The sequence below is a fragment of the Streptomyces mayteni genome (assembly GCF_054783955.1).
Genome location: NZ_BAAGPR010000001.1, coordinates 94164 through 116929, shown reverse-complemented (window position 1 = coordinate 116929; position 22766 = coordinate 94164). Strand labels below are relative to the sequence as shown.

The 22766-nt window shown below is 68.7% G+C and carries 21 protein-coding genes and 3 pseudogenes; 12 read left to right on the top strand and 12 right to left on the bottom strand.

Annotated features, from left to right (window positions below; all coding sequences use genetic code 11):
• Positions 1-28: 28 nt before the first annotated feature.
• Entirely contained in the window at positions 29-886 is an 858-nt protein-coding gene (locus ACYVPE_RS00545; protein ID WP_461031300.1) for a maleylpyruvate isomerase family mycothiol-dependent enzyme, read from the bottom strand.
• 344 nt (positions 887-1230) lie between these two features.
• Here ACYVPE_RS00545 and ACYVPE_RS00540 point away from each other — a divergent pair, with 344 nt between their 5' ends.
• Positions 1231-2352 carry an acyltransferase family protein gene (locus ACYVPE_RS00540; protein WP_461031299.1) on the top strand — a complete coding sequence of 374 codons (1122 nt, stop codon included), beginning with the start codon at positions 1231-1233 and terminating at the stop codon, positions 2350-2352.
• A 335-nt stretch (positions 2353-2687) separates the two neighbouring features.
• Here the strand turns inward: ACYVPE_RS00540 and ACYVPE_RS00535 are convergent.
• Positions 2688-2822, bottom strand: a pseudogene (locus ACYVPE_RS00535) (MerR family DNA-binding transcriptional regulator); the annotation flags it as partial.
• A gap of 251 nt (positions 2823-3073) precedes the next feature.
• Here ACYVPE_RS00535 and ACYVPE_RS00530 point away from each other — a divergent pair.
• From ACYVPE_RS00530 to ACYVPE_RS00510, 5 genes are all read left to right on the top strand, one after another.
• On the top strand, positions 3074-4144 hold the full coding sequence (locus tag ACYVPE_RS00530) for an LLM class flavin-dependent oxidoreductase (protein WP_461031394.1): 1071 nt from the start codon (positions 3074-3076) through the stop codon (positions 4142-4144).
• A complete protein-coding gene (locus ACYVPE_RS00525) occupies positions 4141-4887 on the top strand; it encodes an NADPH-dependent F420 reductase (protein WP_461031298.1) in 747 nt (248 codons plus the stop codon). The genes ACYVPE_RS00530 and ACYVPE_RS00525 overlap by 4 nt, the downstream gene beginning before the upstream one ends.
• 212 nt (positions 4888-5099) lie before the next feature.
• Entirely contained in the window at positions 5100-6425 is a 1326-nt protein-coding gene (locus tag ACYVPE_RS00520; RefSeq protein WP_461031297.1) for a glutaminase, read from the top strand.
• Between the two features lie 131 nt (positions 6426-6556).
• Positions 6557-7300 (top strand): GOLPH3/VPS74 family protein, encoded by a 744-nt coding sequence (locus ACYVPE_RS00515; protein ID WP_461031296.1) that lies wholly within the window; start codon positions 6557-6559, stop codon positions 7298-7300.
• A gap of 264 nt (positions 7301-7564) precedes the next feature.
• Complete coding sequence (locus ACYVPE_RS00510) at positions 7565-7906, top strand: transposase (protein ID WP_461031295.1); 342 nt, start codon at positions 7565-7567, stop codon at positions 7904-7906.
• Between the two features lie 276 nt (positions 7907-8182).
• Here ACYVPE_RS00510 and ACYVPE_RS00505 read toward each other — a convergent pair whose 3' ends face one another.
• From ACYVPE_RS00505 to ACYVPE_RS00485, 5 genes and pseudogenes are all read right to left on the bottom strand, one after another.
• Positions 8183-8758 carry a type 2 periplasmic-binding domain-containing protein gene (locus tag ACYVPE_RS00505; RefSeq protein WP_461031294.1) on the bottom strand — a complete coding sequence of 192 codons (576 nt, stop codon included), beginning with the start codon at positions 8756-8758 and terminating at the stop codon, positions 8183-8185.
• A gap of 3 nt (positions 8759-8761) precedes the next feature.
• The gene (locus ACYVPE_RS00500) at positions 8762-9055 is read right to left on the bottom strand and encodes a Dabb family protein (protein ID WP_461031293.1); all 294 of its coding nucleotides are present in this window, start codon (positions 9053-9055) and stop codon (positions 8762-8764) included.
• Between the two features lie 168 nt (positions 9056-9223).
• A complete protein-coding gene (locus ACYVPE_RS00495; protein WP_461031292.1) occupies positions 9224-10531 on the bottom strand; it encodes an aminotransferase class I/II-fold pyridoxal phosphate-dependent enzyme in 1308 nt (435 codons plus the stop codon).
• Between the two features lie 210 nt (positions 10532-10741).
• Positions 10742-10906: pseudogene (locus ACYVPE_RS00490) on the bottom strand (hydrolase); the annotation flags it as partial.
• Between the two features lie 271 nt (positions 10907-11177).
• On the bottom strand, positions 11178-12071 hold the full coding sequence (locus ACYVPE_RS00485; RefSeq protein WP_461031291.1) for an EamA family transporter: 894 nt from the start codon (positions 12069-12071) through the stop codon (positions 11178-11180).
• A gap of 395 nt (positions 12072-12466) precedes the next feature.
• Here ACYVPE_RS00485 and ACYVPE_RS00480 point away from each other — a divergent pair, with 395 nt between their 5' ends.
• Together ACYVPE_RS00480 and ACYVPE_RS00475 are read left to right on the top strand one after the other, a co-directional pair.
• Complete coding sequence (locus ACYVPE_RS00480; RefSeq protein ID WP_461031290.1) at positions 12467-14206, top strand: pyruvate dehydrogenase; 1740 nt, start codon at positions 12467-12469, stop codon at positions 14204-14206.
• Positions 14207-14254: 48 nt separating this feature from the next.
• Positions 14255-15583, top strand: a complete 1329-nt coding sequence (locus ACYVPE_RS00475; protein WP_461031289.1) for a serine hydrolase domain-containing protein — start codon at positions 14255-14257, stop codon at positions 15581-15583.
• A 36-nt stretch (positions 15584-15619) separates the two neighbouring features.
• On the opposite strand, the gene ACYVPE_RS00470 is transcribed toward ACYVPE_RS00475, so the two are convergent.
• Positions 15620-16087 (bottom strand): MarR family winged helix-turn-helix transcriptional regulator, encoded by a 468-nt coding sequence (locus tag ACYVPE_RS00470; RefSeq protein WP_461031288.1) that lies wholly within the window; start codon positions 16085-16087, stop codon positions 15620-15622.
• 307 nt (positions 16088-16394) lie between these two features.
• Here ACYVPE_RS00470 and ACYVPE_RS00465 point away from each other — a divergent pair.
• Positions 16395-16701, top strand: a pseudogene (locus ACYVPE_RS00465) (GNAT family N-acetyltransferase).
• Between the two features lie 31 nt (positions 16702-16732).
• A complete protein-coding gene (locus tag ACYVPE_RS00460; RefSeq protein WP_461031287.1) occupies positions 16733-17014 on the top strand; it encodes a (4Fe-4S)-binding protein in 282 nt (93 codons plus the stop codon).
• A gap of 169 nt (positions 17015-17183) precedes the next feature.
• On the opposite strand, the gene ACYVPE_RS00455 is transcribed toward ACYVPE_RS00460, so the two are convergent.
• Positions 17184-18662: an FAD-dependent monooxygenase gene (locus ACYVPE_RS00455; protein WP_461031393.1), complete on the bottom strand. Its 1479-nt coding sequence runs from the start codon at positions 18660-18662 to the stop codon at positions 17184-17186.
• A gap of 62 nt (positions 18663-18724) precedes the next feature.
• On the opposite strand from ACYVPE_RS00455, the gene ACYVPE_RS00450 reads away from it, so the two are divergent.
• Positions 18725-19351 (top strand): TetR/AcrR family transcriptional regulator C-terminal domain-containing protein, encoded by a 627-nt coding sequence (locus ACYVPE_RS00450; RefSeq protein ID WP_461031286.1) that lies wholly within the window; start codon positions 18725-18727, stop codon positions 19349-19351.
• Positions 19352-19505: 154 nt separating this feature from the next.
• Here ACYVPE_RS00450 and ACYVPE_RS00445 read toward each other — a convergent pair whose 3' ends face one another.
• Positions 19506-20258: an SDR family NAD(P)-dependent oxidoreductase gene (locus ACYVPE_RS00445; RefSeq protein WP_461031285.1), complete on the bottom strand. Its 753-nt coding sequence runs from the start codon at positions 20256-20258 to the stop codon at positions 19506-19508.
• Between the two features lie 143 nt (positions 20259-20401).
• Between ACYVPE_RS00445 and ACYVPE_RS00440 the strand changes: the two genes are divergently transcribed.
• Entirely contained in the window at positions 20402-21331 is a 930-nt protein-coding gene (locus ACYVPE_RS00440) for an AraC family transcriptional regulator (RefSeq protein ID WP_461031284.1), read from the top strand.
• An 85-nt stretch (positions 21332-21416) separates the two neighbouring features.
• On the opposite strand, the gene ACYVPE_RS00435 is transcribed toward ACYVPE_RS00440, so the two are convergent.
• On the bottom strand, positions 21417-22337 hold the full coding sequence (locus tag ACYVPE_RS00435; RefSeq protein ID WP_461031283.1) for an NmrA/HSCARG family protein: 921 nt from the start codon (positions 22335-22337) through the stop codon (positions 21417-21419).
• Positions 22338-22352: 15 nt separating this feature from the next.
• The gene (locus tag ACYVPE_RS00430) at positions 22353-22745 is read right to left on the bottom strand and encodes an ester cyclase (RefSeq protein WP_461031282.1); all 393 of its coding nucleotides are present in this window, start codon (positions 22743-22745) and stop codon (positions 22353-22355) included.
• Between the last annotated feature and the right edge of the window lie 21 nt (positions 22746-22766).

The window sequence follows — 22766 nt, the reverse complement described above, 5'->3', positions numbered from 1 at the left end:
GCGCCGCGCCGGAGCCAGGTGGCCGTGGTCAGTGGATGATCGAGACGATCTGACAGGCCGCTTCGGCCAGTTCGCGCTCGCCGTCGACGCGGGCGACTGCCAGGGCGTCGTCCGGCTGGATGCCCCGGGTGCACAGGCGCCAGGCGGTCTCCGCGTCGAGCCGCACGATCGCGGTGGGGCGTTCGCTGCCCGGCTCGGCCAGTGACCAGCCGTCTCCGGCGGCCGTGACGGTCCAACTGCCGCCGGCGGGGCCGTCGATTCGCATCCGGACGTGCGTGCCGGTCGGCGCCTCGACCTCGCGCAGGGTGTGGGGCAGGGCGCGCATGAAGGTGTCGAGGACCACGGACAACAACCGCGGGTCGGGGTCGGTCTCCTGGCCGGTGGCGTGGCGGATCTGCTGGCGGTGGGTCCAGAACTCGGTGAGGTCGCGGGCGCTGTCCAGCCACATCGGTGCGGGGTCGATGCCCGCCCAGGACACCCCGAGCGACGGGGTGTTGGGGTCGGTGGTCTCGAAGAACCGGGCGGTCCGCCGGCCGACGAGGTCCAGGGTTTCGGTGAGCGCGGCCGGGCTCACCCGGGAGAACGCGTCCACCCACTCCTGGTTGATGCGGTGGATGAACGCCTCCAGCGTCTCGCCGGGTGCGAAGGCGGGGCCTTCCCGGTGGCCGTCGCGGTCGCGGGCGAGTCGGCCGTAGCAGTCGCCGAGGACATGGGCGGCGAGATCGCGCACGGTCCAGCCTGGGACGGTCTCCTCGTGCCACTCGGCGGGCGCCAGGCCGCGGAGCGTGGTCATCAGCGCGGTGTGTTCCGGGGCGAACAGGGGCCGGGCGTCGATGGGGGTGCCGAGCCAGGAATGGCTCGGCACGTCGCTGAGCTGGGAGGTCATGGCGGCAGCCTGCCAAGTGGGCCCCCGAGGGGCCACCGAGTATCCGGCAGGCCGACCGGATCCCGACTCGTCGGACGACCGGGGGAGGGGGCGGCGACGTCCCGATACCCGAGGAACTGAATACCCGAGGTATGCAACAATGGGGGCATGTCAGGTGCAGAGAGCAACAGTCACTCGCCGGGGCCCGTGCCTCGTCCCCCTCGTGAGGAGGTGCGCCGCCGGCCGCTCGTCGCTGCCGGGCGGGTGTTCGCCGCACGCGCCGGGATCACACCTCCTGCCGACGCCGTTACCGCCGAGCCGGCGCTTGGCGCCGCGCTCGGCCGGCTGACCGAGGAAGCACAGAAGTGAAGCGCAAGGAACACATCGACTGGCTGCGGAACCTGGCCATCCTCTTCCTGTTCCCGTTCCACACGGCCAGGATCTTCAACGACAATTCGGAGTTCTACGTCAAAGGGCAGGTGAACACCTTCTCCTCCGCCCTGGTCAACGTCTCCTCCTTCTGGTTCATGCCGCTGCTCTTCCTCCTGGCCGGCATGTCGAGCTGTTACGCACTGCGGAAGCGGCCGGCTCGGAGCTACGTCAAGGAGCGGTATCTGCGGCTGTTGATACCGTTCTTCTTCGGCTGCCTCGTCGTCGTGCCGCCGCAGGCGTACTACGCGATGAGGTTCCACGAGGGCTACGGCGGCGGTTACCTCGAGTTCCTGGGTGCCTATTTCACCGACTTCTCGCAGTGGACGGTGTTCACCGGACTCTCCCCGGCCCACCTGTGGTTCATCCTCTTCCTCTTCCTCATATCGATCGCCCTGCTCCCTCTCATGCTCAGGGCGATCCGACGCCAGTACACGCCCGCCTGGCTGAACAGGCCGGTTCTCGCGCTTCTCCCGGCGGCTGGGCTGGCGATGCTGTCGTTCCTCCCGGAGATCGGTGGAGAGAACATCTTCGTGTACGCCGGCTATGTTCTGCTCGGATTCCTCATCGCCACCAGCGATACGATCACCGACACTCTGGAGCGGGCCCGGCGCGGCTACCTGTGCATCGCCGTGCCGGGCGCCATCGGGATTGTCGTCGAGAGGTTCACGACAGGCAGTCGGACGGATCTCCTGTTCACTGCCTGGCACTATCCGGTGTACTGGGCAACGCTGCTCGCCATGCTCGGGTACGGGAAACGGTATCTCGACCGCAGGTCGGCCTTCATGGACTATTTCAGCCGGGCGGCTTTTCCGGTCTACATCCTGCACCAGACCTATGTGATCGTGATCGCGTACTACGTTCTGCGGGCGGAGGTACACGGCGTCTTCGCCTTCGCCGGCATCATGGTTCCGGCGTTCTGCCTCAGCGTCGCCAGCTACGAGATCATCCGCAGGACACCGGGGCTGCGGACCATGTTCGGCCTCCGGTCGCCGCGTCCCCTCTCGGCCGAGCCCACGGAGCGGCACCACGGCACCCCGGCCCGGTCCCGCCCGTGACATGAGCCCCGGCACCGCCCGGGGGCACGTCGGGGGCGGCGGTGACGCAGCGGCCGCGCGCGGAGGGCGAGGTCGGTTCGGTGGTCCTGGGATGGACGCGGCTGGTACGCCGTCGCTCAGCTCAGCCGTGCGTCGGCGTAGACGGCCATGGCGTCGCGCTGCCTCCACCTCGGCCTGCACCGCGGGATCGACGACGGGTGTGCCGGCCACCATGAACTCCGCCATGCGGATCAGCTGCGCCGTCGCCTCACGCCGCCACTGCTCCATACCATCGGCGGTCATCCCCGCGACGGTCCGCCGGGACTGCTCCCACGCTCCGGCCACCGCTCGCGCGCCTCCGCCTCCTCGTAGTAGCGGTGCCCGTTGCTCCCCGTCCACGCCGGCGGCAGCAGGCCGATCTCGTCGTAGTGCCGCAGCGTCCGGGACGTCACCCCGTACATCCGGGCCACATCCGCGATCGACCAGGCCATTGCCGGCACCGGATCCGCGCACGCGTGGCCGCGCCCACCATGCCCGATTCCCTGGTTGACGCATCAATCACAGATCGATAGTTTATACATCAACTAGATGTGCGTCAGTTGCTGGCCGGTGGTGAGGGCGCTTGGGACCTGGCCGGCAGGGAGGCCGTGCCGATCGCTCCTGGCGGAGGTCCCGCTCTCGCATGACGAACCGCGCACCGTCACACCCCGACACCAAGAAGGCGTTGAAGAAAGTGCACACGATGGATGTTTCGCGCATCGAGTTCGGTATCGACAGCTTCGGGGACCGGCCCCGCGACGACCGCGGCGAGATCGTCTCGCACGCGCGGGCGATCCGCGCCGCGGTGAGCGAAGCGGTCCTTGCCGACCAGGTCGGCATCGACGTGGTCGCGTTGGGCGAGCACCACCGACCCGAGTACGCGATCTCCAGCCCCGAGACGGTGCTGGCGGGCATCGCGACCGTTACGAAGCGCATCCGGCTCGCCTCGGGTGTGACGGTGTTGTCCTCGGACGACCCGGTGCGGGTGTTCCAGCGGTTCGCGACGGTCGACGCGCTCTCCAGCGGCCGCGCCGAGGTGATCCTGGGGCGTGGTTCGTTCACCGAGTCGTTTCCGCTGTTCGGGTACGAACTGAAGGACTACGACGTGTTGTTCGAGGAGAAGCTCGAGCTGTTCCATCGGCTCTTGGAGGAGACGCCGGTCACGTGGGAAGGCACCACACGGGCCGCCCTGCGCGATGCGGACGTGTACCCGAAGACCGATTCGGGGCGTCTCGACACCTGGGTGGGGGTCGGTGGGACACCGCAGTCGGTGCTGCGCACCGCTCGGTACGGTTTCCGCCTCATGCTCGCCATCATCGGTGGCGCCCCTGACCGGTTCGCTCCCTACGTGGATCTGTACCGGCGCGCGAGCGAGGAGTTCGGCACGACGGCGCGGCCGATCGGCATGCACTCGCCCGGCTTCGTCGCCGCCACCGACGAAGAGGCCAGGGAGCTCTTCTACCCCGGGTATCGGGAGATCCGCGACCGGATCGGGGGGTTGCGCGGCTGGCCGCGGTTGCGGCGGGAGGAGTTCGACGCCGAGGTGGACCGAGGGTCGCTGTATGTCGGTTCGGTCGAGACGGTCGCGACCAAGATCGCTCATGCCGTCCGGGTCTTGGACGCGGGCCGGTTCGACATGATCTACTCCGCCGCCGGCACCGTTTCGGCCTCCGCGCGGCTACGGTCGGTCGAACTGTACGGGTCCCGAGTCATCCCGCGGGTCCGCGAACTTCTGGCCGAGCAGCCCGCGGCCACGGCGGGAGCGACACGATGACCGCACCCGTCACCACCATCGGGATCCTGGGGGCCGGGAAGCTCGGCACCGTCCTGGCGCGCCTGGCGGTCGCCGCCGGCTATCGGGTCCTGGTCTCCGGGTCCGGTGATCCCTCCAGGATCGCGCTGGCCACCAAGGTCCTCACCCCAGGAGCGACCCCCGTGTGGCCGGCCCAGGCCGTGGACGCCGCCGATGTGGTGATCCTCGCTCTCCCGCTCGGCAAGCACCGGGGTCTCCCGGTTTCGAAGTTGGCGGGGAAGCTGGTCGTCGACGCGATGAACCACTGGTGGGAGATCGATGGTCCCCGCGACGCGATCCTCCCGCCCGGCACCTCTTCGAGCGAGGTCGTGCGGCGGTTCCTCAAGGGCGCCCGTGTCGTGAAAGCCCTCAACCACATGGGCTACCACGATCTGGAAGCCGAGGCCCGTCCGGCAGGCGGCCCCGGACGCAAGGCGATCGCGATCGCCGGCGACTCGCCCCAGGATCTCGCCGTCGTGTCAGCGCTGATCGACACGCTCGGATTCGACTCCCTCACCATCGGCGACCTCGCGGCGGGCGTCCGGCTCGAGCCCGGAACCCCCGCGTTCGGAGCCAACGTCGACGCCGACCGGCTTCGCGCTCTCACCGGCCCCCATGCTCCGGCCAGACCTTTCGAGCGCCCGCAAACCGACGATCAGCGTCTCGGCCCGACCGGGAAAGCTCGGCTCGCCATGATGCCCTCTCAGGAAAAGACAGCCAGATGAATCAAGCTCGCCGATGAATTTGCCGCTCATGGTGGCGCGTTCCGCCAGGCGATACCTGCTGACATCGCGCTGGTTTCGCACGCTGCGCGGAGACGAGCGCGATATCCCATCACTCGGGCATCAACGTTCTGATTCGGTGAGGCACCCGCTGCTACGACGGAAGCAGCGCTGATTCACAGCGCGTAGCTTGTACATTTGTTGGAGGAGGACGAATGCGGTCAGTCATTCCCGACTATCTGGCCGAGGTGCTCGAAGGTGTGGAGTCGGACACGTCCGGAGAGCTGGCGGGATACATCCCCGAGCTCGCAGCAGCGGATCCCGAGCGTCTCGGCGCGGCATTTGCCACACTTGAAGGGGTGGTCTATGGCGCCGGTGACATCGATATTGAGTTCACGATCCAATCGATCTCCAAGCCGTTCACGTACGCGCTGGCCCTCTTCGATCGCGGATTCGACCCTGTGCTCGCCAAAGTCGGTGTCGAGCCGTCCGGGGAGGCGTTCAACGAGATCTCCCTCGAAAGCGACACCGGACGCCCACTCAATCCCATGATCAACGCTGGCGCGATCACCGTTCACTCGCTGGCCGGCGCAGAGCACCTGAATTCGACAGAGCGCGTGGAACGGGTGGTTCACGGCCTCTCGGCCTTCGCCGGTCGTCGACTGAAGATAGATGAGCGGGTGTGCGCGTCAGAGATGGGACACGCGCACCGCAACCTCGCCATTGCACACATGCTCCGCAGTCACAACGTCCTCACCAGTGACGCGAGGGCCGTGGTCGACGGCTACACCCGCCAGTGTTCCGTGCTCGTCAGCACACGGGATCTGGCCGTCATGGCCGCGACATTGGCCAACCGTGGGATTAATCCTCTCTCGGGTGAGCAGGTGGTGCCGGAACGAGTGGTGCGTCAGGTACTGAGCGTCATGTTTAGCTGTGGAATGTATGACGCGGCCGGTGACTGGGCGACCCAAGTCGGTATTCCGGCGAAGAGTGGGGTGGCTGGGGGTCTGATTGGCGCGCTTCCCGGACAGATCGGCATTGCCGCGTTCTCACCCCGACTGGATACTCACGGAAACAGCGTTCGTGGGGTGTCACTGTTCGAACGATTCTCCGTAGATATGGGTCTGCATGTGATGGAGGTCCCTGCCACCGCGGGTGCGGTCGTGCGATCCAACCGTGTCGTCGGAAGCGGACCGAACGTGCTCCGGGTCCTCGAACTGCAAGGTGCGATCGGCTTTGCCGGAGCCGAGAGAATCGTTCGGGAAACTGTGGCCACCTCGCCCCCGGAAATCAGGGTGGTTTTGGACCTCACCAGGGTCTACTCGATCGACGACGTGGCGCGGCGCATGCTGCTGGAGGTCGCGCGCCGGCTCACGCTGGACGGTCATGAGGTCTACCTCGTCGACCCGGAATCGATCGTGCCCGATCCTGATCCTGGCGATGGTGGCCGAGTCACAGTCGTAGGCAGCGTGGAGCACGTGGTAACTCCGCCGCACAAGGTGGCCCAGTGCGAGAGCCGGCTGCGGAAGAGAGGAGGCTGACAGGATCCTCCCGCCAGCCAACCTGAAGCGGAGTAGTTGGGGCGGCACCTCGGAGCCGCCGCCGCAACTGTCGAGCAACGTCGCGGCCGAGGGCGGCAGCGGTTCACACGGCAGGAGAAGGTATCCGACGAATGACTCAGCAGCCCGACGAACCATCCATCGAGGCAAGGGCAAAGACACCCTGGAGGGCGAACAGTCCTGACTCCCCGATCCTGCCCGAGGACCTCCTGCTTCTCCTCCTTCAACCCGAGTCCGGCGTCATCGCAGGCGAGAACACTCTCTTCTACGCGCTCGCCGGAGCCGTGCTCGCGGACCTTGCCCTTCAGGGATCTGTGGCAACAAGGACAACCCGGACCGGGGCCGTCAACGTGGAGGTCGTCCCGGAGAGGGCGCCGTCGGATGAGATCCTCCTCTCTGCCTGGGAGTATGTGTCGGACAAACCCCGTGGCGTCCAGACGGTGCTCCCCGCGATCGGCCCGACACTCCGTCAGCCCCTGCTGGAACGCCTCATCGCACGCGGCGACATCCGCAGGGAAAGCCGCAAGGTACTCGGCATCTTCCACACGACCGTCCTCAAGGACGGTCGAAACGGGCGCCGGGCCGGCCTTCTCAAAGAAGTCCGCGACGTTCTCGTCGAGGGTGAGGAGCCAACCGCTCGGATCGCCGCACTTGCCGGACTGATCTGGGGCAGCGGCACGCTCCAACAGTTCGACCCGCAGATCCCCTGGACCTCATCGGTGATCAACCGTGCCCAGGAACTGGAACGCGGCAACTGGGGTGCCGGAGCCGCCAGCGAAGCGGTCGCACGCACCATGACCGCGGTCGTCGTCAACAACGTCATCAGCTCAACGGCTGCGGTGCCGCCGCATCAGTGAGTCACCGGCCAGCTGGACCACAAGTGCGTCTGGGGGTGCGGTATACCGTCCGGAGCTGCCCCGGACGCGTCCTCCGGGCGTACACGAAGGGAGATCGTCCTCGTCCGGCTTCTCACCGCCGTCCCGACAGCCGTGACCATCGGCCACCACCTTGGCAGGGACCACGGACGTGCCCCCGTTGAGCAGCCGCTGAACCCGCAGTGCGTGCTGCCCCTGTGCGTGCTGCCCCGAGCTGGTTGGAGTCCGTGATGTGCCCCGGGCTCGGTGGAGTCGGGTTGCTGGACGGTCAGTCACCCAGCGCCCCAGGAGAACCATCCGCCCCGCAGCTGTCCACCCGAGTTCCGCCGCAAGGTCCTCGCCCTCCTCGCCTCCGGCCGTAAGGTCGCGGAGGTCGCCCAGTTCCTGGGGACCAGTGACCAGACGATCTGTGTCTGGCGTCGGCAGCACCGTATCGACACCGGCCATGAGCCGGGGATCACCAGCAGCGACCACGGCCGCCGCGCCACCGAGCAGGTGTTCCTGCACATCCCGCTGACCGACGCCATCACCGGGATCCATACCGCATCCCGCGGCACGCACCTGAGGCTTCCGCGGCGTCCACGCTGAGCTCTCCCTGGGCCTGGGCATCCGTGTCAGCCACGGCATGGTCGAACTGCTCGTGAAACGGGCAGGCATCCGGGGCCTGCCCGGCATCCGACGTCCCCGTTCCCGGCATGAAGCGTCCTCGGCCGCTGATCCGGTCGAGCGGGACTTCAGCTACTCCGACCTGCTGCGAGAGGCCACAGGCGGTGGCCTTCCACCTCCGCTCGCATCACCGCGCCTCACGGCGCGCGCCGTTCACTTGACACGCCCGTGGAGTGGCTGTGCGGGTGGGGTGCGGGTTCAGCCGCGAACGAAGACCGACCAGACCATGCGGATCGGGCGCAGTCGGGAGATGAAGCGCAGTCCGTGCCGTGTGGCGGCCGGTTCGGTGGTGAGCGCGAGGTCGTAACGGCGCTCGGCCACGGCCCGGGCCGCCTGGCTGGTGGAGTCCGCGGTGGCCACTTCGGGGAACTGGTAGGCGGCGGGCAGCAGTTGGTCGACCAACGGTCGCGGCGAGGGGTGCGTCACCACGCTCGGGCGGTCGGACAGCGGACCGCCGTCGGCGCGCCGGGCGATGCCGTACAGCGGGGTGTCCATGAGGAAGACGCTGGCCAGCGCGATGTCGTCGGCCATGTAGAAGTGGTGGATGTCCCGATAGGCGTTGGCGACGACCACATGGCTGACGGTGCCGGCCCTCAGGTCCTCCATGGCCTGTTCGTAGGTCGTCCTGAGCACGATCGACGGCCCGTCGGGTAGGCGGGTCCGCAGCAGCCGGGCGGCCTGCTCGCTGCTCGTCCCCTCGGGGCCGAGCGTTCCGATGGCCGGGGGCCCGGCCGGTGCGGGCCGGACGTCGATCCAGCCCAGCTCGACGGTCATGCGTCACTCCTCGATGTCGGCGACGACCCAGGTGCTGATGGCGCGCCACAGCGCCGCGGATTCCTGGTGGAAGGGGTGGTCCTGGTAGCTGCGCAGGGTGTTCTGGTCGGGCAGCAGGCCGATCGCGGCGAAGTCGTAGGCGGTCGGACGGTCGGCGGTGTTGCGGCCCACCTGCCAGTGCAGGAGGCCGGGCACCCGCTCGCCGACGAGCCGCGAGGACCGCTCGGCCGCGAGGGCCGCGGGATCCTGCCAGCCGAAGCCTGGCTTGAACTTGAACAGCACAATGTGTCTGATCATCGGCATTCTCTTCGGGGCGAATGGTCACCGAATCACCCGTGCGGCGACACGCGGGCAGGCCGACGCTTTTGTCGCGTAGGTGATCGGACACGATCTCTTGCGCAGATGGGCGGCCGCTTGCCATGGCGGCTTTCCGGCCGGACCGAGGGCGGGAGAAAGGGCCGGCGATCAGGCGGAATGACCGGGCGCCTGGGCCTCGGCCGTCACGAAGGCAGTCAGCCGGTCGAGTCCCTCGTCGATCGACGCGTCGTCGAGCAGGCTGAAGGACAGCCGAATCTGGTGTGAGGAGGCCATGCCGGTGTGGAAATGGTGCATGGGGGTCCAGATGACCCCGTGGTCGCGCGCCGATCTGCGCAGCGAACGGTCATCCACGGCGAACGGCACCGTCAGGACGACGAAGAACCCGCCTGCCGGGGTGTTCCACGTCACCGGGCCGGTGGCGGCGAACCGCGCGGTGAGGCCGGCCAGCACGTGCCGCAGGTTGGCGCGGTAGACCTCGATCTCGCGCTTGTTCGCGGCGACCATGCTGCACCCGTGGCGCAGAAGCTTGCCACCGATGACGGCCTGGGCGACGGGTGAGGTGTTGAGAGTGACGTTGCTCTTGATCAGCGACAGCTGGTCCGCGAGCGTACCCGCCGGACGGCCGTCCCTGGTGACGGGCTGGTCGGCCACGACGAAGCCGACGCGGGCGCCGGGCAGGCCGGTCTTGGCGAAGGAGCCGACGTGCACGACCTGGTGCCGTGTGTCGAGCGCCTTGAGGGTCGGCGGCCGGGTGGCGGGGTCGGCCTGGAAGAGGCCGTAGGGGTTGTCCTCGATGATCAGCAGATCGAGATCGGCCGCAAGGTCGAGCAGGGCGATCCGGGTGGCCAGGTCCAGGCTCGTCCCGGTGGGGTTGGAGAAGTCGGGCACGAGGTAGAGGGCGCGCGGCCGTTGTCCGCGGACGCGGGCCGCTGCCACCTGACGATCGAGGTCGGCGAGGTCGAGGCCGCCGTCTCCGTCCCCGACGCCCAGCACGGGCATGTCCAGCAGGCGCGCGGCGCCGGTCAGTCCGAAGTAGGTGGGCGCGACGGCGAGGACGACGTCCTGCGGCGAGGCGTGCAGGGACCGCAGCGTCAGGAACATCGCCTCCTGGCTGCCGACGGTCACCACCACCGCGTCGGGGTCGACGGTGATGCCCTCGTCGATCTCGAGGTAGCGGGCGACCAGGTCGTGGATGACGCCCTTCGTCCGCCCGTACTGGAACACGGTTCTGCGGGCCTCCTCGTCCGTCAGCCCCACCACCTCGGTGAGGTGTGTGACGAAGGTGTCCAGGTAGCCGTGGAGCTGCTCGACCCGGAAGAACTCCTCGTAGGGCCGGCCGGCGGCGAAGGACACCGCCTGAGGATGGTCCGAGGCGATGTCGTTCAGCAGATTCATCGAGAGCAGGACGGGATCGTCCAGCGAGGGATGCAGCTGCGCGAGGGATAATTCAACCACTTCTCGATTCCCTTCCCTGCGGATTCGACAATCGGGATCGTGCACAGCGGAACCAGGGTCGTGCTGTGCGGCTGTGGGCAGAGCCGCCTCCAGCCGTACTGCGGCCATGCGGGGGCCCTGTGGTCAGTGAAGCCGCCAAGAGACCGGCGGCCAGTTGGTCGGCGTCAGGCAGGCGCTCCCCGAGTCGAGGTCGTCCGGGGCGTGCTCCCCGTCAGATGCCTTGGCGGCCTTGGCGAGGCCGATGACGTTGTCGACGATCATCGGTTCGTGGCTGTTCAGGTTGGCGAACTGGAACGGCTGGTGGTCGATCAGCACGAGGACGCTCTCCTCGGGCGTCAGCAGCGCGTCGAGTCCGGCCTTCTTCTCGGCGCTCATGGGATTCCCCTTCTGACGGGCTGACCGGCTGACGACTCCACCATTTGGTTGACTCATCATCCACATTAGGTATCAGTACTTGAGGTGTCAACTACCGCCCTGGGGCGTCAGATTGCTGGTGCCTGTCGGGTGGGTCGAACGCATGAGGGTGAGGCCACGTGCGAGCCGGTATCGACGGCGACAGCGAACGCGTTCGGCTTGGCGCGCTGTACGAGTCGCGGCCCGAGGCGGCGATCCCGGCTCGCCGTGTCGGGACGCGCGGCGGCGGGGGTCAACGGGATGACGCTGGACGCCGCCGCATACGTGTTGCTTCAGGATGTCCCGGCACGGTCGTCGTGGGTCCGGCAGCAGGCCGGGATCTGCTGAGGAGGGTGGTGGAGGCGGCGAGGGCGATGAGGGCGGTTCCGGCCAGGACATGGGGAGTGAGGGGTTCGTTCAGAAAGAGGGCGCCGGACAGGACGGCGATCACCGGGCTGACGAAGGCGTAGCTTGTGGCCAAAGCCGGGCTGGTGTGGGCGGTGAGGTGGCGGTAGGCGGCCATCGCCAGCAGGGACCCGAAGACCACGAGGTAGGCGAGGGCGAGCCCGGCGCCCCAGGTCGGCCGCGGCGGTGACGCGAACTCGCCCCGGACGGCGGCCGCCACGGCCAGCACCGCGGCACCCGCGAGCATCTGCGCGGCTGGCCCGCGCGCGCCGGCTGAGTGGTCGTCCAGACGGGAGCCGAGTACCCAGCATATGGCGGCCGGCAGGAGGATCGCCGCGCCCGTCAGCCCGCCGCGTCCGAGTCCGGCCGACAGCACGGCGACGCCCGCCAGGCCGAGCCAGACCCCTGCCCATTCCGCGCCGCGCGCCGGCCGTCCCCTCGCGGTGTTCAGCAGCACGCTCCACAGCGGAACCGTGGCGATGAACAGCGCCGTCGTGCCCGAGTCGACATACTCCTCGGCCAACGCCACGCCGCCCATGCTCATGGAGAAGAGCAGCACCCCGACAAGCGTGGCCCGCCGCCGCCGAAGGGGCGTCAGCCGCGGCTCGTTGCGGCGTTCGGCCAAGCCCCACAGCAGCAGACCCGCCGTCAGAAAGCGGACCGAGCTGAGCGTGAGGGGCTCCGTCCCGCGCAGCCCGAACTCGATCGCCAGATAGGTGGTTCCCCATACAAGCCAGGTCACGGCGAGCGGAACGGCAGTTCCTCCGAACGCCGGCGACAAGGATCTCATCGCGAGGAGCGCACTTCGACCGCCATGTGACCTCCACCTGGAGCCGATCCCGCTCGACTCGGCCCGAGTTCCATCAGTCAGGACGTCACCTTAGCCGCTTCGGTTGACGTGTCAACTCAACTCGCGTCGTAGGCGCGCCCTCGGCTGTCGCGTCCGCCTGCGCCCCGCGTCCAGCTCGACAGCAGGGTGATCGGGCACGCTGCCTTCGCCGCATGGGTCGACCGGTAGGAGATTCGCCCGGTGGCGAGCCCGGGCGTCCCTGTGCATATGGTAGATGCGTCAACTATGCTGAGGGTGTCCCGAGCCACATGGGACAGGTGTGCAGTCCGAGGGAGAGAAGTCCGGCGATGCGGAAACTGACCGTGGCCCAGCAGATGGTGGACATCCTGCGCCAAGCGGGCGTGGAGCGGATCTACGGCGTGGTGGGTGACAGCCTGAACTCGGTGGTCGACGCGGTGCGCCGTACCGACGGCATCGAGTGGGTGCATGTACGGAACGAGGAGGCCGCCGCCTTCGCCGCGGCATCGGAGGCACAGCTGACCGGCAGGCTCGCGGTGTGCGCCGGAAGCTGTGGCCCTGGGAACACGCATCTGATCCAGGGGCTGTACGACGCGTACCGCTCCGGTGCGCCCGTGCTGGCACTCGCCTCGCACATCCCGTCCCACCAGATCGGCACCGGCTTCTTCCAGGAGACCCATCCGGAAAGGCTGTTCACCGAGTGCAGTGACTACTGCGAGATGATCAGCACCCCCGAGCAGATGCCTCGGGTTCTGCGGATCGCCATGCAACGGGCCCTTGGCAACAGCGCGGTGTCAGTCCTGGTGATACCGGGCGATGTCGCGCACGACAGGGCGACTCACCCGACGGGAAGCAGCGCTCTGGTCGCTGAGCGCGGCCGGGTCGTCGCGCCGGACACGCAGGTTCGGGCACTGGCCGAGAAGCTGAACGCGGCACGGAAGGTGATGCTGTTCTGCGGTGCGGGAGTGCGGGACGCACACGCCGAGGTCATGGCGCTCGCCGAGAAGGCTGCCGCCCCCGTCGGGCACACCCTTCGGGGCAAGGAATGGATTCAGTTCGGCAACCCGTACGACGTGGGCATGAGCGGTCTACTGGGCTACGGCGCCTGCTTCGAAGCGATGCACGAGGCCGACCTGGTCGTCCTGCTCGGTACCGATTTCCCCTACAACGACTTCCTGCCACAGGCGCGGACCGTGCAGATCGACCACGACGCAGGCCGCCTCGGCCGTCGCACCGTACTGGAACTCGGGGTCCACGGCGACGTTCGGGAGACACTGCGGGCCGTGCTGCCGTTGGTCGAGGCGAAGCGGGACCGAACCTATCTGGACCGGATGTTGCAGAAGCACGCCAGGTCGCTGGAGACGGTGGTCTCCGCCTACACCCACGACGTCGAGCAGCACACCCCGATCCACCCTGAGTACGTGGCCTCGGTTCTGGACGAACTCGCCGCCGACGACGCGGTGTTCACCGTGGACACCGGCATGTGCAACGTTTGGGCGGCGCGTTATCTGACCCCCAACGGGCGGCGCCGGGTGATCGGTTCGTTTCTGCACGGCACCATGGCCAACGCGCTGCCGCACGCCATCGGCGCGCAGTTCGCCTACGCCGGCCGCCAGGTGATCTCGATGTCGGGTGACGGTGGACTGGGCATGCTGATGGGCGAGTTGCTCACCGTGAAGCTGCACGATCTGCCGGTGAAGACGATCGTCTTCAACAACTCCTCCCTGGGCATGGTGAAGTTGGAGATGTTGGTCGAGGGGTTGCCCGAGCACGAGACCGACCACGAGCCGGTGGACTACGCGGCGATCGCCCGCGGCGCGGGCATGGAGGCGATCCGTATTGAGCGCCCCGGGGGTGTCGTCGAGGGACTCAAGCGGGCGCTCGCCCACGACGGGCCTTTCCTGGTCGACCTGGTGACCGACCCCAACGCGCTGTCGATCCCGCCGCACATCTCGGCCGCCCAGGTCAAGGGATTCGCCTTCGCCGCGGGCCGAACAGTACTCGACGGGGGCGTCGGCAAGATGCTCGACCTGGCCCGCGCCAACCTGCGAAACATCCCCCGCCCCTGAAGTCGCCGTCCTCATCGGGGTTCAGCTTCCTCGCGGCTGTGACCGGCCTTGCTCGCGTGCCTCGTCCAGCCAGGGGAGGAGCCGTTCAAAACGAAGGGAAGGCAAGGGAAGGCAGTGGTCTTCACACTCGATGTACCAGCCCACCTGGTTCGCGGTGACGTGGACGAAGGCTATGGCGCGGTGGCCGACGCCTTTCGCGAGAACTTCGCCACTCGCAAGGAGATCGGCGCCGCCTGCGTCGTCTACCACGGCGGGCGGAAGGTCGTGGACCTCTGGGGCGGATACCGGGACGGCCGCGACCGTCTCCCCTGGGAGGCGGACACGATGGTGCCGGTCTTCTCCACGTCCAAGGGCGTGGCGGCAGTGGCGCTCGCGGTGTTGCACGCACGTGGCCTGCTCGACCACGACGAGCGCGTGGCGACCTACTGGCCCGAGTTCGCCGCCGCCGGCAAGGGCCATGTCACCGTCCGCCAGTTGCTCGCCCATCAGGCCGGGCTGGCGGTGATCGACCGGCCACTCGGCCTCGGCGACCTGACCGGATCCCGCACCCTCGCCACGGCCCTTGCCGAGCAGCGGCCGGCATGGGAGCCGGGCACCCGGCACGGCTACCACGGCCAGTCGTTGGGCTGGTACGAGAGCGAGCTCATCAGCCGGATCGACCCCGGGAAACGTCGTATCGGCCGGTTTTTCGCCGACGAGATCGCGACGCCGCTCGGCCTCGACTTCCACCTCGGTCTGTCGCAGGACGCCGATCGCGATCGGGTCGCCCGCATCCACGGATTTCGCTCCTGGGAGATGATGCTGCACCTGAGAGCGATGCCGGCGTCATTCGTCCGGGCATACGCGAACCCACGGAGCTTGACCTCCCGGGCGTTCGGTAATCCTCGGGTGCTGGGCACCGTGGAGAACTTCAACCGGCCGGATGTGCAGGCCGCGGAGATTCCGGCGGTCAACGGCGTCGGCCAGGTGCGGTCCATCGCCAAGCTCTACGGCGAGATGGCAATCGGCGGCGCCGCCCTCGGCCTCACCGACGCCACGATGGACGCGTTGCGCGTCGCTGCCACGCCTCCGACGGGCGGGCTGTTCGACGAGGTGTTGCGCGTCGAGACGCGGTTCTCCCTGGGGTACGTCAAGCCGTTCCCGGCGTTCCGGTTCGGCTCGGAGTCGGACCGTGCCTTCGGGGCGATGGGCCTGGGCGGGTCGTTCGCCTTCGCGGACCCGGACACCGGCACGGGCTTCGCGTACGCGATGAACCGCACCGGATTTCGGCTTTGGGACGATCCTCGTGAAGTGGCGCTGCGGGAGGCGCTCTTCGCGCGGGTACTCGGCGAGCGGCCTCAGCGGCCCGACTCGACCTCCGGGCGTTCCGACGTCTGACGTGCGGGGCCTGGCGGCCGCGTCCCCCTCACTCGGTCAGTCAGGCTGCTTCTCCGTGTGGTCCAGGACGCGCTTGGAGATCCGGGCGAGTGCGCTGAGCTGGTTCGGGGTCAGGGCATCGATGAACAGGCGGCGGACGTGTTCGACGTGCTGGGGTGGGGCCTCTTCGATCGCCTTGTAGCCGGCCGGGGTGGCGATGATGAATGCTCCGCGTCCGTCGTCGGGGCATTCCTCCCTGGCCACGAGCCCGCGTTTCGCCATCCGCGTGACCTGGTGGGACATCCGGCTCTTCTCCCATCCCACGAGTTTGGCCAGATCCAGGAAGCGCATCCGCCCCTGGCCTCTTTCGGTGAGGTTGGCGAGCACGAGGTAGTCGGAGGCGGACACTCCGGAGTCGGCCTGGGCGCGGCGGGGTAGCCGTCCGATGAGCGTCTCCCGCATGCGGATGAAGCTGTCCCAGGCGGCCTGCTCTTCTTGGTTGAGCCAGCGCGGGGGTGTGTCCACGGGGGGACTCTAGCGAATCGTTGATGGGTCATCTAGTCGTGGGTGGCGATGCGTCCCTCGGCGAGGTCGCGTCCGTCGTGCCCGAGAGGCTTCGGTGCGGACCCTGCCCTCGTGCGCGAGCCGGAAGGCGCCGGGATCGGTGCCCGTTCCGGGGAGCGGCACCGAATTCCCCGGCCTCGTGCGGGCTCCGCGGCGCGGGCGTGTTGCCGAGGGGTAGGTTGATGCGTCAACCTGACGGGGTTAGGGTGATGTCCTGGCTGACGAGATTCTGTCGAGTTGGGTGGGATCAGGCCCGCGAGGAGAACACATGACGGTCGAAGTGAGCGACGCACCCGAGGCCAAGCGCTACGAGGCCCGCGTCGACGGAGAGTCCACGATGGCGGGCGTCGCGCAGTACATCCGTACGCCGGAACTCGTTGCGTTCGTGCACACCGAGGTCGGGGCGGAGTACGAGGGCAGGGGAGTCGGTTCCGCGCTGGCCCGCACCGCCCTCGACGAGGCGCGCCGCGAACCTGCGAGTGCTGGCCACCTGCCCCTTCTTCGCGGGCTGGATCAGCCGGCACCCCGACTACCAGGACCTGCTGTACCAGTCCCGCAGCAAGGTCAGTGACTGAAGAGCCGAGTACGGCGGTGACGGAGGTAGGCATGAGCGGTGGATCCGAGCGGAAGGCGTATCAGGCGCGGTCGATCACGGTGACCTTCGAGGCCGGGCGCTGCCGGCACGCCGCCGAGTGCGTGAAGGGCCTGCCCGAGGTGTTCGACACGGCGAAGCGCCCGTGGATCCAGCCGGACAACGCCACGGCCGAGCGCGTGGCCGAAGTGGTGCGGCGCTGTCCCTCGGGTGCGCTGCGGTACGAACTCGTGGACGGCGAGCGGGAGACCCCTGACGGCTCCCCGCGATCACCCGCGGTTCCACCGGGCCGTTGAGCCCTGTCGTCGATGTTCCGCCGCTCACCGCGGCCCCGGGCAGGTACGGCTCGCGAGGTCGGTGACCAGCTCGTCCGGCTTCGGCAGGACCGCGCGGATGCGCTGCTCGTCCTGACGGCCCGGCTGGTGAGGCCGGGCGGGGCGATGTGCTGGACGGTCATGGGCCGGGTCACTTCCGGTGGGTGGTGGCGAGGACGGCGGTGAGGTCGTTGACGAGCGTGGTGTCGTGGCTGTCCGCGCTTGCCCAGGCGACGTGGCCGTCGGGGCGGATGAGGGCGGCGCGTACGCCGGACCAGTCGGCCGGGAGCGGGTGCGGGGTGCCGGTGTGCACGCGCAGGCCAGGCCGGGCGAGGTGGTGGAGGGGTTGGTCCGGGCTGCTGGTGAGGTCGAGCAGCAGGTAGCCGTCGGCGCGCAGCAGGGCGAACAGGCTGGTGTCGTCGACAGCGAGGTCGTCGGCGCGGGTGCCGGTCAGTTGATGGGCGCCGGGGGCGGTCGGCGGGTAGGTGACGGCGAGGGAACCGACCTGTGCGGCGAGTCGGTCGTTGAGTTCGGGCAGGGCGGTGATCAGTTGGCTGAGCAGGCCGCGCAGGGCGAGTCCTTCCGGGGTGAAGGCGGTCATGAGGGCGACCTGGGCGCGGCTGGTTTCGGTGAGGTTGACGCCGACCGGGTGGCGCTCGGCGTGGTAGGTGTCCAGGAGGGTGTCGGGGGCCCAGCCGTTGAGGGTGGCGGCGAGCTTCCAGGCGAGGTTGGCGGCGTCCTGGACACCGACGTTCATGCCGACTCCGCCGGCGGGGAAGTGCTGGTGTGCGGCGTCGCCGGCGAGGAAGACCCGGCCGTGCCGGTACTGGGCGGCCAGGCGGGTGGCGTTGCCGAAGCGGGAGAGCCAGACGGGATCGCGCATGCCGAAGTCGGTCCCGGCCACGGTGAGGACGTTCTCGCGCAGTTCCTCCAGGGTCAGGTCGCCTGGCCAGGTGGTGGTGATGTCGCGGGGGGCGATGCCGACGAGGCGGTGGAGGCCGCCGGGCATCGGGGCGGCCATCAGGGCGCCGGTCGGGCCGAAGTAGCTGTGGCCTGGGGCCGGGGGCTCGTCGAGGACGACGTCACCGAGCCAGCCGAGCACGGTGGACGGAGTGCCGGGGAAGTCGATGCCGGCCGCGTCGCGCACGGTGCTGCGCGTGCCGTCGCAGCCCACCAGGTAGGCCGCCTCCATGGTGGAGGGGCCGTTGGGGGTTCGGAGGTGCACGCGGACGCTGTCGGGTCCCTCGCTCAGGCCGGTGACCTCGTGACCGCGCAGGATGGGCGCCCCCAGCTCCAGAGCCTGCTGCTCAAGCAGGGCCTCGGTGCGCTCCTGCGGCAGGGCGAGCGTGTAGGGGAAGGGGCTGGGCAGGCGGCGGAAGTCCAGCCGGGAGTCCAGCACGCCGAAGTGCCCGCCGGGCAGCGGCATGCCCTCACTGATGAAGGGGTGGTGCACGCCGCGGGAGGCGAACGTCTCGATGGTGCGGGGGTGCACGGTCAGGGCGCGGGAGCGTGTGTCGCGCTCGGTGCGCGTCTCGATGACCGCGACGGCGATTCCGCAGCGGCGCAGTTCGGCGGCCAGCCACAGGCCCACGGGCCCGCCTCCGGCGACGACGACCTGGTGGTTCACGATTCTTCTCCTTCGCCTATCGCCTTGGTCAGTGACCAGGAACTGTTCCGAAGTAAACTAGGTCAGTGACCAAGAAGCAAGGCGAGGGAGACACGGCGGGCCAGCTCACCCGCGCGGCCGTGGTCGACGCGGCACTGCGGGTGCTGGAGGATCGGGGGCTTGAGGGCCTGTCGACCCGGGCGGTGGCCGACAGCCTGGGGGTGCGCATGAACACCGTCCTGTGGCACGTGAAGACCAAGGCGCGCATGCTGGAACTCATGGCCGACGCGGTCGTGGGCGAAGTCGGCTATGCGGGCCTGCCTTCCCCGCCGCGGCAACGGGCGCGGGAACTGGCTCGCCGGTACCGGCGAGCGCTGCTCGCGCACCGCGACGGCGCCGCCCTGGTCACCGGGACCTACTCGGCCGAGCCGCACACCCTTCACTTCGCCGACCGCCTCGTCGACGCCCTGCTGGAAGCGGGGGCGGACGAGGAGCAGGCGGCCTGGACGGCGTGGACGGTCATCTACTTCCTCCTGGGACTGGTCCAAGAGGAACAGGCCGCGCCCGACCAACTCGACGACCGGCTGGCCAGGGCCGTGGACGCGGGCAGGCACCCGGCACTGCACCGGGTCATGGCACACATGCGGCCGGATGCCTTCGAGGACCGCTTCACCTTCGGCCTGGAGGCGATCCTTGCCCGCCTGCCCGAGTAGATTCGTTACACGGTCTTCCCGGGCTCGTGACGTGGGGCCGGCACGCGGTTCTTCGAGCCGGATGGGCGTTCGGGGCCGGGCCGCGGCGGACGCCGCCGCGGCCGTCGACATGGAACCTGGAACGCTTCGGTGCCACCCACCGTGTGGTGCCTGCTCAGATCTGGTTCGTGCCACCGTCGACGTAGATGTTCGCGCCGACGACGTAGCTGCTCTGTTCCGAGGCCAGGAAGGCCACGACCGCGGCGGCCTCCTCAGGCTGACCCATGCGGCCCTTGGCCACGGTCGCGGCGACATTCTCCTTGACGGCCCGTGCGGTCTCCTCGTCGCCGAAAGCGGCGGTGCCCCCGGGAGTCTCGATCCATGCCGGCGAGACCACGTTGACCCGGATGCCACGGCCCTTGAGCTCGTTGGACCACGTCCGCGCGAAGGACCGGACGGCCGCCTTCGACGCCGCGTACGCGCCGAACGCCTCCATGCCGCGGTCGGCGGCCGTGGAGCCGGTCAGGATGACCGAGGCGCCGTCGTTGAGCAGCGGGAGCGCCTTCTGCACGGTGAACAGCGTGCCGCGGGCGTTGACCCCGAAGGTCTGGTCGAAGTGCTCCTCGGTGGTCTGTTCCAGCGTCACGAACGTGCCGACCGCCGCGTTCGCCACGAGCACGTCCAGACCCTTGTCTCGCGCCCGGACCGCCTCGTAGAGCCGGTCCAGGTCCGCCGGCTTCGAGATGTCGCCGACGACCGCGGTGGCCCGGTCCGTTCCGATGGTCTTGACGGCGGCCTCCAACTCGGCCTCGCGTCGCCCGGTGACGAACACGTGCGCGCCCTCGTCCGCCAGCCGCACGGCGGTGGCCAGGCCGATACCGGTACTGCCCCCGGTGACCACCGCTGTCTTGCCTTCCAGCTGTCCCATGTGGGTGTCTCCAACGCTCTCTCGATACCGATCCGTTCGACATCGATACTGCGGGAGATCGGGGATACTATCTATGATACAGAGTCCGGAATTCTTTACGTATCGTCCGTGAGGGGTCGTCAGTGCTCGGCTTTCAGGATCCAGTGGCTGACGCGATCGGCCTGCTCAGGCCCCGCACGGTGGTCGGGCCCAGTCTCCGGGCCGTGGGTGAGTGGGCGTTGCGCTTCGACACGTTCCTGCACGTGCGGATCGGGGGCCTCGTGCGCGGCACGTGCTGGTTGATCCTCGAAGGGCACGAGCCGGTGCTCCTGCGGGAGGGTGACACCTTCATGCTGGGCAACCCGCCGCCTTACGTGCTCGCCAGCGCGCTCGACGCAAGCCCGCGCCCTGCGGCGCCGGTGTGGGCGGGTGCCGAAGACGGGTTCGTGCGGATCGGCCCGGAGTCCGAGGAGGACCTCTACCTCTGCGTAGGTCACATCGCGTTCGACGACAGGAACGCGGCCCTCCTGACCGATCTTCTGCCGCCGCTCGTGATCGTCCGCGTGGCCGATCCTCATGGCGGGCGGCTCGGGCAGTTGATCGATCTCCTGGCCACCGAGGTCGGGATCGCCGCCGCCGGCGGCCCGCTGGTGCAGAACCACCTCGCGCAGATCCTGCTCGTGCACATGCTGCGTGCTCACGCCGGTCAGACAGACCGGCCCACCGGCTGGCTTGGCGCCCTGAACGAGGACGGCATCGGTGCCGCCCTGCGTGCCGTGCACGCTGACGTGGCCCACTCCTGGAGCCTCAAGGAGCTCGCCGAGGTCAGCCACATGTCGCGTTCCGCGTTCGCCCAGGCATTCAAGAGCCACGTCGGGGTCCCGCCGTTGGAGTACCTGATCCAATGGCGCATGAGCCTCGCGCGCGACGCCCTCGCCCGCGACATCCTGTCGATCCCCGAGCTCGCACGGGCCACGGGCTACCTGTCCGAGAGCGCGTTCAGCACCGCGTTCCGCCGCGTGGTCGGCTCATCGCCCGCACAGTTCAGGAACCAGGCACGGCAGCCACCGCGCTCGGCCGCGAACGGAAGCTGAAAGAGGCGCCCCGAAGAGGCGCCCCGTGCTCAGCCGCGCCGCTCACGCCGGCGCCGAAGACGCCAGCACGCGCGCAGGGCCTCGTTCAGCGGAGAGCGATGCCCGTACCCGTGGAACGGAGCGCTTCCTCAAGGAGGCCCGCGCCAGGGCCGGCCAGCCAGCGGTCGAAGGACAGCAGGAAGGGGAACTCCGCGCGCAACGCGTCGAGGTCCGCGTGTCCCACCAGCCTGCCGTTGTCGACGAGTGCCGCTGTCCTGCCGAGGAGCTCGTCCTGCCCCAGCAGCGTCGTGGGCAGGCGGCGGTAAGTGATCGGCCGTCCACTGGCCTGGGTCAGATGCTCGGCCAAAGCCTCGCCGGTGAGGGCGTCACCGGCAATCTCCATCGTGCGATCGGCGTATCGATCGGGCGAGCCGAAGACCGCGGCGGCGATCCGGCCGATATCGCGTACCGCGATGAACTGCATGGCCCGGTCGGGATGCGTCAGGAAGGACAGGCGTCCTTGGTCGAGGCCCGTTCCGGGGAGTGTCAGGATCTCCATGAACGTGGCCGGCCGGATGATGGTACTGGTGATGTCCAGGTTCCGGACGTGGTCCTCGATACGGCTCTTGACGTCGAGATGGGCAACACCCGTGGGTGTGGGCCCCGCAGCGACTGTCGAGCTGTAGACGAGGTGGGCGACGCCACGGTTCTGAGCGATCTCGGCCACCGTCGTGCCGAAGCGGAACTCGTCCTCGTCGCTCACGCCGGAGCCGGCCTGGCCTGAGTTCGGTTGGACGCTGAAGACACCGTGGGCGTCGCAGAACGCCGCCCGAAGCGAGTCCGAGTCGCCGAGATCACCGCGAACAGTCTCGACGCCGTCGGTTGACAGCGCCTGGGCCCGCTGGCCGGAGGGATCACGCACGACCGCGCGAACCACCCAGCCGTCCGCCCGCAGCGCCGCGACGACCGCCCCGCCCTGCTGCCCCGTGGCGCCCAGGACGACAGCTGTCCTGTCGCTGTTACCCATGTCGAACCACACCCCTCAGGCGGTCAACTGTCGACGCAACTCGGCCGAATCGTGCAGGTTCGTCATCTGTGCGAATCGACCGTCACGGACCTGGTAGATGACGTACTCGACGATCTCGAACGAGGCGCCAGAGGGAGGAACACCGAGCCACTCCTTCACTGGAGTACCGGTGTTGATCACGCGTACGGCGATTCCGCCACGGTCGAACAGTATTTCCTTGACCTCCCAGTGCATGTCAGGAACGGCCTCGATGATCCCCTTCAGGACCGTGACGACGTCGTCCCGGGTGCCAGGCTCGCCACTCAGCAGGACCTGGTCATTGATGAACTCGTCCATGCCATCGAAGTCATGGGCGTTGAGCGCCGCTGCGAAGCGCATGTACCAGCCGCGCAGATCCTTCTCGGTCATCGGATTGTTCCCTTTCTTCTG

Bases quoted from the DNA above. Each gene is read 5' to 3' on its own strand.
- ACYVPE_RS00525 (WP_461031298.1), top strand. From the start codon at position 4,141: ATGACCGCACCCGTCACCACCATCGGGATCCTGGGGGCCGGGAAGCTC.
- ACYVPE_RS00545 (WP_461031300.1), bottom strand. From the start codon at position 886: ATGACCTCCCAGCTCAGCGACGTGCCGAGCCATTCCTGGCTCGGCACC.
- ACYVPE_RS00520 (WP_461031297.1), top strand. From the start codon at position 5,100: ATGCGGTCAGTCATTCCCGACTATCTGGCCGAGGTGCTCGAAGGTGTG.
- ACYVPE_RS00460 (WP_461031287.1), top strand. From the start codon at position 16,733: ATGAGCGGTGGATCCGAGCGGAAGGCGTATCAGGCGCGGTCGATCACG.
- ACYVPE_RS00435 (WP_461031283.1), bottom strand. From the start codon at position 22,337: ATGGGTAACAGCGACAGGACAGCTGTCGTCCTGGGCGCCACGGGGCAG.
- ACYVPE_RS00430 (WP_461031282.1), bottom strand. From the start codon at position 22,745: ATGACCGAGAAGGATCTGCGCGGCTGGTACATGCGCTTCGCAGCGGCG.
- ACYVPE_RS00530 (WP_461031394.1), top strand. From the start codon at position 3,074: ATGGATGTTTCGCGCATCGAGTTCGGTATCGACAGCTTCGGGGACCGG.
- ACYVPE_RS00500 (WP_461031293.1), bottom strand. From the start codon at position 9,055: ATGATCAGACACATTGTGCTGTTCAAGTTCAAGCCAGGCTTCGGCTGG.
- ACYVPE_RS00445 (WP_461031285.1), bottom strand. From the start codon at position 20,258: ATGGGACAGCTGGAAGGCAAGACAGCGGTGGTCACCGGGGGCAGTACC.
- ACYVPE_RS00505 (WP_461031294.1), bottom strand. From the start codon at position 8,758: ATGACCGTCGAGCTGGGCTGGATCGACGTCCGGCCCGCACCGGCCGGG.
- ACYVPE_RS00480 (WP_461031290.1), top strand. From the start codon at position 12,467: ATGCGGAAACTGACCGTGGCCCAGCAGATGGTGGACATCCTGCGCCAA.
- ACYVPE_RS00515 (WP_461031296.1), top strand. From the start codon at position 6,557: ATGACTCAGCAGCCCGACGAACCATCCATCGAGGCAAGGGCAAAGACA.